Raw genomic sequence first — 6141 nt, forward strand, 5'->3', positions numbered from 1 at the left:
TTATTTTATTCATTTACTGCCATAGGCTCTTTTTCATCTTGTTTGTGGGCTTTGAAAATATCTTGCGAGATTTTATAGCTACAAAACTTTGGACCACACATAGAGCAAAACTCCGCATCTTTAAAAACCTCTTGTGGCAGGGCTTCATCGTGGTATTCTCTTGCTCTATCAGGGTCAAGAGCGAGTTCAAATTGCTTGTTCCAATCAAAACTATATCTTGCATCACTCATCGCATCATCTCTATCTCTTGCCCCTACGCGTCCTCTAGCAATATCTGCGGCGTGTGCGGCGATTTTATAAGCTAAGATTCCCTCTCTTACATCTTTGGCATTAGGTAGTCCCAAATGCTCCTTTGGCGTTACATAGCAGAGCATTGCTACACCTTTCCACGCTGCCACACACGCACCAATGGCACTTGCGATGTGATCATACCCAGCAGCAATATCTGTAACAAGCGGTCCTAGCACATAAAAGGGTGCTTGATTGCAGTATTGCTTTTGTAACTCTACATTGCGTTCAATTTGATTAAGCGGCACATGTCCGGGACCTTCTATCATTACTTGCACATCAGCTTCCCACGCCCTTTTTGCTAACTCCCCTAGCACTTTGAGTTCAGCAAATTGTGCTTCATCACTTGCATCATACAAGCAGCCCGGACGCAAAGAATCCCCTAAAGACAAACTCACATCATATTCTTGGCAGATTTTTAGAATCTCATCAAAATATTCATAGAAAGGATTCTCTTTGTGATAGTGCATCATCCAGCTTGCCATAAGGCTTCCACCGCGCGAGACAATTCCCATCTTTCGTTTAGCCACAAATGGCATATGTGAGAGTAAAAATCCACAATGGATAGTAAAATAGCTTACCCCTTGCTTGGCTTGTTTTCTTAACACATCAAGCATAGTGTCAATATCAAGCTTTAATATATCATTTTTTACATCATAGAGAATCTGATACATAGGCACCGTTCCAATAGGCACGCTTGATGCGTTAATAACCACCTCTCTTATCTCGTCCAAATCCCCGCCCGTGCTTAGATCCATAATCGTATCCGCACCATATTTGATAGAAACCTTAACCTTTTCAACTTCTTCTTCAATGGAGCTTGCAAGAGAGGAGCTACCGATGTTTGAATTGATTTTGGTGCGTGTGGCTATGCCAATACCCATAGGCTCAAGATTGGTGTGATTAATATTTGCTGGAATAATAAGTCGTCCTCGTTCAATCTCTTGGCGGATAAGCTCTGGGCTTAGATTCTCAATATTTGCGACATATTCCATTTCTTTAGTGATAATGCCCTTTTTGGCGTAGTGAAGTTGTGTGCGAATTGAATCTTTGGTGCGTTCCTCCATCAATCTTTCTTGCACCCATTGTGTTCTCATAGAAAATCCTTTTTTATTTTTTGTGCTTACGCTATCTAAAATTGCAAAATATACCTTGATTCTTTAAAAAATAGTTAAACAATATGGGAATTTAAGTAACAATTTTTAGTTTATTTTTTGTTTTTTATGGTAGAATGCCGACTTTCAAAAATAAATTACGCATTTTTTAGGAAAGATTTTGGTTTTAGATAATATTTCACTCATTATGATGGCAGCTGGGGATTCTACGCGATTTTGCGATGATTTTGTTTGTAAAAAGCAGTGGATTCGCATTGATGAAGAGCCTTTATGGCTTGTGGCTACTCGCAAGATGACACAGCATTTTTCTTTTAGAAATATTCTTATCACTGCCTCGCAAAGTGATTTTGCCTATATGGAGGATATGAGTCCTTTCAAAGTTGTGCAGGGTGGGAAAAGCCGAAGTCAATCCCTGCGTAATGCCTTAGAATATGTAGATACGCCTTTTGTGCTTGTGAGTGATGTAGCAAGGTGGAATGCTCAAGATTCTGTGCTTAGAGCGTTGTTTGCTAAATTAAATGAGATTGATGAAAGCACGGCTTGTATTGTGCCTTATATTAAGGTAAGTGATACAAGTTTTTATAATGGAGAGTATCTTAACCGCGATGAAATTAAGCTCATCCAAACGCCGCAGATGAGTAGAACAAAGGAGTTAAGACTCGCTTTAGAATCGTATCCAGATTCTAGTGATGAAAGCTCCGCGCTTCATAGACTCGGTAAAAAGGTGGCTTTTGTGGAGGGTAGCCCCCTTATGAATAAACTCACTTTTAAAAGTGATTTACTTGCCCATATACCTTTTCTTAAAGTTCCTTTAAAGCGTGTTTTTGTCGGTAATGGGATTGATGTGCATAGTTTTGAAAATGATAAAGAAATGTGGCTTGGTGGAGTAAAAATAGAATCTTCATTTGGGTTTAAAGCCCATAGTGATGGCGATGTGGCACTTCACGCGTTAAGTGATGCGATTTTGGGTGCTATTGGCGGGGGCGATATAGGGCAGTGGTTTCCAGATTCTAATCAGGCATATAAAAATGCAGATTCTAAAAAACTTCTGCAACAAATTTATAATTTTGCCTTGAGTGTGGGCTATGAGCTACATAATGTGGATATAAGCATTATGGCACAAACACCTAAGATTGCCCCATATAAATCGCAAATGCGTGAATGTATTGCTACAATTTTGCATTTGCCAAAATCGCGTGTAAATATCAAGGCTACCACGACTGAATCTCTTGGCTTTGTGGGGAGAAAAGAGGGCGTGTGTGTTCAGGCAAGTGTAAGTATGGGCTTTATGGATTGGCAGAATCTTTTCACACATTCAGCAAGGCACTAATCAATAAAAGGGAGAAAAATGAGCAAAAATATCTTAAAAGGGAGAAAGAATGAAAGTTTTAATCATTGAAAATGAAATTTATTTGGCTCAAAGCATCGCCAATAAGTTAAGCGATTCACGCCTAGAGTGCGTTATCGCACACTCGCTCAAAGAAGTGCAAAAAGATAATTATGATGTGATTTTAGCTTCATTTGGGACAATTAATGAGGGCTATACGGAACTAAGTAAAGCCTATCCACAGGCAATTATTATCCTAATGATTGCCTACATTAATGATGATACCGTTATTAAACCTTTAAGAAATGGTGTAACAGACTATATTGTCAAGCCTTTCATTGTTGATGAGCTTATCCGTAAGATAACGCATTATAAAACATATCGCGAAGTGAATGAGGAGATTAAGTTTTATAGAAGTTATTTTAGTTTTATTGAGCGTGAGCTAGGCACACCCGAGCCTTTTTTGTATAATCCACCCTTTGTGATTAAGACAAACACACAAAGAGCAGCAGATATTTATGCGATGCGTTATGCGCGTGAAAAACACATTCATTTTCAATTTTATTCTCTCAAAGAAGATACTTGGAAAAGCATATTCCGTGTGCCACCAAAGAAAAATGAAATTTACTACATCACCAATCTTGAAGAGCTCAAAAAGAGTGATAGGAAAGATTTTCTTGAGATGGCTTTAAAGCACAATGTGATTGTCTCAATCGTTTCAAGTGAAAAGGTTGCTTTTCCACAGGTGATTGACATCTCTCGTCAGTCTAATAGCGTAGAGCTAAGTGGGGAGATTCTATCAGTCAAAGAGTATGAAAAGATTATCATTACTAAATATGAAAGTCGCTACCCCGATATAGAGCTTGCTAAAAAGCTTGGAATGAGTCGCAAAAGCTTATGGGAAAAGCGTAAGAAATATGGCATTATCCGCAAAAATAAGACTAATCCATAATGACAAAAAAGCAAAAAATTATTAAAGACTTGTTTTTAAGCCTTTTGTATAGTGGCTACTCTCCTAAGGCTCCCGGCACTATGGGGAGTGTGGTAGCCTTGCTTTTGGGGCTGCCCATTGTGTATTTTTCACAAGAGAGTATTTTTTTACTTAGCATTCTTATTGGGCTTATTGCCATTAAACACATTGACAAGCACGAGGAGCTTACCCAAACCCACGATGATAAAAGCATAGTGATTGATGAGCTTGTGGGTATGTGGTTAGCTATGGCGATTGTAGGCTTTGGGGTGGCACACAGCCTTTTAGCTTTTGTGTTTTTTAGAATCTTTGATGTGTCTAAACCCTCATTTATTGGCAAAATTGATAGGGAATGGAAAGGCGGAATAGGCGTTGTAGGCGATGATGCCCTAGCTGGAATCTTAGCTGGAATCTGTAGTGTGCTGACACTTCAAGGTTTAGTATTTCTCTCAAACACAATAGATAGCTTAAAATTTATACAGCCCTATCTCGTCTAAAAACTCACACAACCTTAAGCCACTTTGGCAAATAGGTAGCAAGGCGATCTTGTATAAGCGGATTTTGCATAAGATCGCCTTTAAACGCCACTTGACTGATATTGTAAATCTTGCATAGCTCCACAAGAGCAAGGGCTAAAATCTCACAGATTGAGCTTACCACACTATATGCCACACCCTCTATCTCTAGCCCACCAAGCAAGTAGCACAGTGGTAGTCGCAAGGATTTATTGACTTCAATTTCACAACCGCCATTGTCTTTTGTAGTGAGCTTAAAATCAAGTTTGCTGATATGTGGAAATAAGTAGCTTTGGGCTAAGTTCAAAACTTGAGCGTGATTTAAACTCTTACCAAACATCATTCCAACAAGTTTTAGCATATCACTTGCATTATGCGAGATAGAATCTTCAGCAGATTCAGAATCTAGCACAGATTCTAACTCTTCTTTTAAACGCCACTTGTGGTAGTTCTCCACAAGTCTCGCTCCAAGCTTATTTTTACTCGCTAAATATGGCAAAAGTGCGGAGAGATTGGCATAAAAACTCACAGCAAGCAGATTGAGATTCTGCTTCTCTTGACTATAAATACGCGTATCACTCAAGCTATCAAGCTCAAGGCATAGTGTAGAATCTAATAGGGTATCATCTAGCCTATGGACTAAGGGTAGAGATTTAAGGGGCTTTTTGTCTTTAATATAAGCATTGGCATTATTGATTGGCTCTTCAATCTTGCCAAAGCTATCCCAAAAATCAGGCTCACTACAAGCAATACAGCCGTGTCCCGCCCGCACAGGCCAACTTGTCTTAGCATTAAACTTCACTTTTGGGCAGTTATTTGCTACATAAGGTCCTTTGCAACCCACTTTATATAAGCAATAACCATCTTGCAAACGCTCATCATCAAAAGATTCTACAAAATTCCCAGATTCAAATTTTGCCTTGCGTTCGCACATCTCGTGCAGGTTCTTACCATAGCTCCATAAAGGGCGATTTAGACTATCACAAGGCGGAATCTCTTGGAGCAAAATATAATACATTAGTGAGCCTATCATATTGGCTTCACTAGGCGGACAGCCCGGGATATTCACAATGGGTTGAGCCAAAAGCGTGCTAATGCCTTGAGATTGCGTAGGATTAGGATATGCAGCTTGCACCCCGCCAAAGCTAGAGCAAGTGCCAATGGCAAAAATGGCTTGTGCGTATTTGGCGACTTCTTGAAGTTCGCTTGAGCCAGAAAGAGAATCTGCTCCTGATGTGAGGAAATACTCCCATTCTCCAGATGATACACCTCCCTCCACAACAAGTATAAACTCTTCTTTTAGCGTATCGTGCAGAGATTTTTTCGCACTAAAGCCCACAGCCCCCATAATAGTCTCGTGGTATTCAAGTGAGATATATTCTAAAAGCAAAGATTCTACCCCGGGCTTATCAAGTCGCAAAAAGCTTTCACTACACCCTGTGCATTCTGCCATATGCAGCCATACAAGGCGTGTGGGTGGCTTATAAGAGAGAATCTGCTCACAAAGTGGTACATAATCTTTTGGGATTCCAATAAGATTACATATTTGTGTAACCCACTCTATGCTAACTTCATTGCGTGGGTGCTTGTGAGAGGTTTTGAGTTGTTGTAAATGCGTTTCTAACCGCTCTAGAATCCGTGCTGTGTCCATTTGGTATTCCTTGGAATGTGATCTTGAGAGTAATCAAATGTGATTATAACTTGTTAAACGCCGTTTTTATCCAACAAAATTATGTTACCTATCTTTACATTGATTTTACTTTTTCAATCATTTTGCATTGATTTTAATGCAAAATGGGGGGGGGGGGGGGGGGCGGGCGGCGGGGGGGGGTTTTTTAAAAAACCAAAATTTACAAACGGGGCAAAAACAAAGAAAAAAAGGTTTTGGGGTAGGGTGTTAGGGTATGGGAGGGCAAGGTGGGGGGT

Annotated in this window: 5 protein-coding genes; 3 read left to right on the forward strand and 2 right to left on the reverse strand. The window is 39.8% G+C overall.

The features are described from left to right. Nucleotides 1–5: 5 nt before the first annotated feature. Nucleotides 6–1385 carry a phosphomethylpyrimidine synthase ThiC gene (thiC, locus tag EBF12_RS06980; protein ID WP_121727017.1) on the reverse strand — a complete coding sequence of 460 codons (1380 nt, stop codon included), beginning with the start codon at nucleotides 1383–1385 and terminating at the stop codon, nucleotides 6–8. A 178-nt stretch (nucleotides 1386–1563) separates the two neighbouring features. Here thiC and EBF12_RS06985 point away from each other — a divergent pair, with 178 nt between their 5' ends. From EBF12_RS06985 to EBF12_RS06995, 3 genes are read left to right on the forward strand one after another with little or no spacing between them, the layout of a single operon-like run. Continuing rightward, nucleotides 1564–2733 carry a bifunctional 2-C-methyl-D-erythritol 4-phosphate cytidylyltransferase/2-C-methyl-D-erythritol 2,4-cyclodiphosphate synthase gene (locus EBF12_RS06985; protein WP_121727018.1) on the forward strand — a complete coding sequence of 390 codons (1170 nt, stop codon included), beginning with the start codon at nucleotides 1564–1566 and terminating at the stop codon, nucleotides 2731–2733. A 49-nt stretch (nucleotides 2734–2782) separates the two neighbouring features. Further along, nucleotides 2783–3682 carry a response regulator gene (locus EBF12_RS06990; RefSeq protein ID WP_121727019.1) on the forward strand — a complete coding sequence of 300 codons (900 nt, stop codon included), beginning with the start codon at nucleotides 2783–2785 and terminating at the stop codon, nucleotides 3680–3682. Beyond that, nucleotides 3682–4197, forward strand: coding sequence for a phosphatidylglycerophosphatase A family protein (locus EBF12_RS06995; RefSeq protein ID WP_121727020.1), 516 nt, complete (start codon nucleotides 3682–3684; stop codon nucleotides 4195–4197). Before EBF12_RS06990 ends, EBF12_RS06995 begins: the two co-directional genes overlap by 1 nt. A gap of 4 nt (nucleotides 4198–4201) precedes the next feature. Here EBF12_RS06995 and EBF12_RS07000 read toward each other — a convergent pair whose 3' ends face one another. Further along, on the reverse strand, nucleotides 4202–5866 hold the full coding sequence (locus tag EBF12_RS07000; protein WP_121727021.1) for a hydrogenase small subunit: 1665 nt from the start codon (nucleotides 5864–5866) through the stop codon (nucleotides 4202–4204). Nucleotides 5867–6141: the final 275 nt, after the last annotated feature.

Origin of the sequence: Helicobacter labetoulli, assembly GCF_003670275.1 — a bacterium.
GTDB classification, from domain to species: Bacteria; Campylobacterota; Campylobacteria; order Campylobacterales; family Helicobacteraceae; genus Helicobacter_C; species Helicobacter_C labetoulli.

Bases quoted from the DNA above. Each gene is read 5' to 3' on its own strand.
- thiC (WP_121727017.1), bottom strand. From the start codon at position 1,385: ATGAGAACACAATGGGTGCAAGAAAGATTGATGGAGGAACGCACCAAA.
- EBF12_RS06990 (WP_121727019.1), top strand. From the start codon at position 2,783: ATGAAAGTTTTAATCATTGAAAATGAAATTTATTTGGCTCAAAGCATC.
- EBF12_RS06995 (WP_121727020.1), top strand. From the start codon at position 3,682: ATGACAAAAAAGCAAAAAATTATTAAAGACTTGTTTTTAAGCCTTTTG.
- EBF12_RS07000 (WP_121727021.1), bottom strand. From the start codon at position 5,866: ATGGACACAGCACGGATTCTAGAGCGGTTAGAAACGCATTTACAACAA.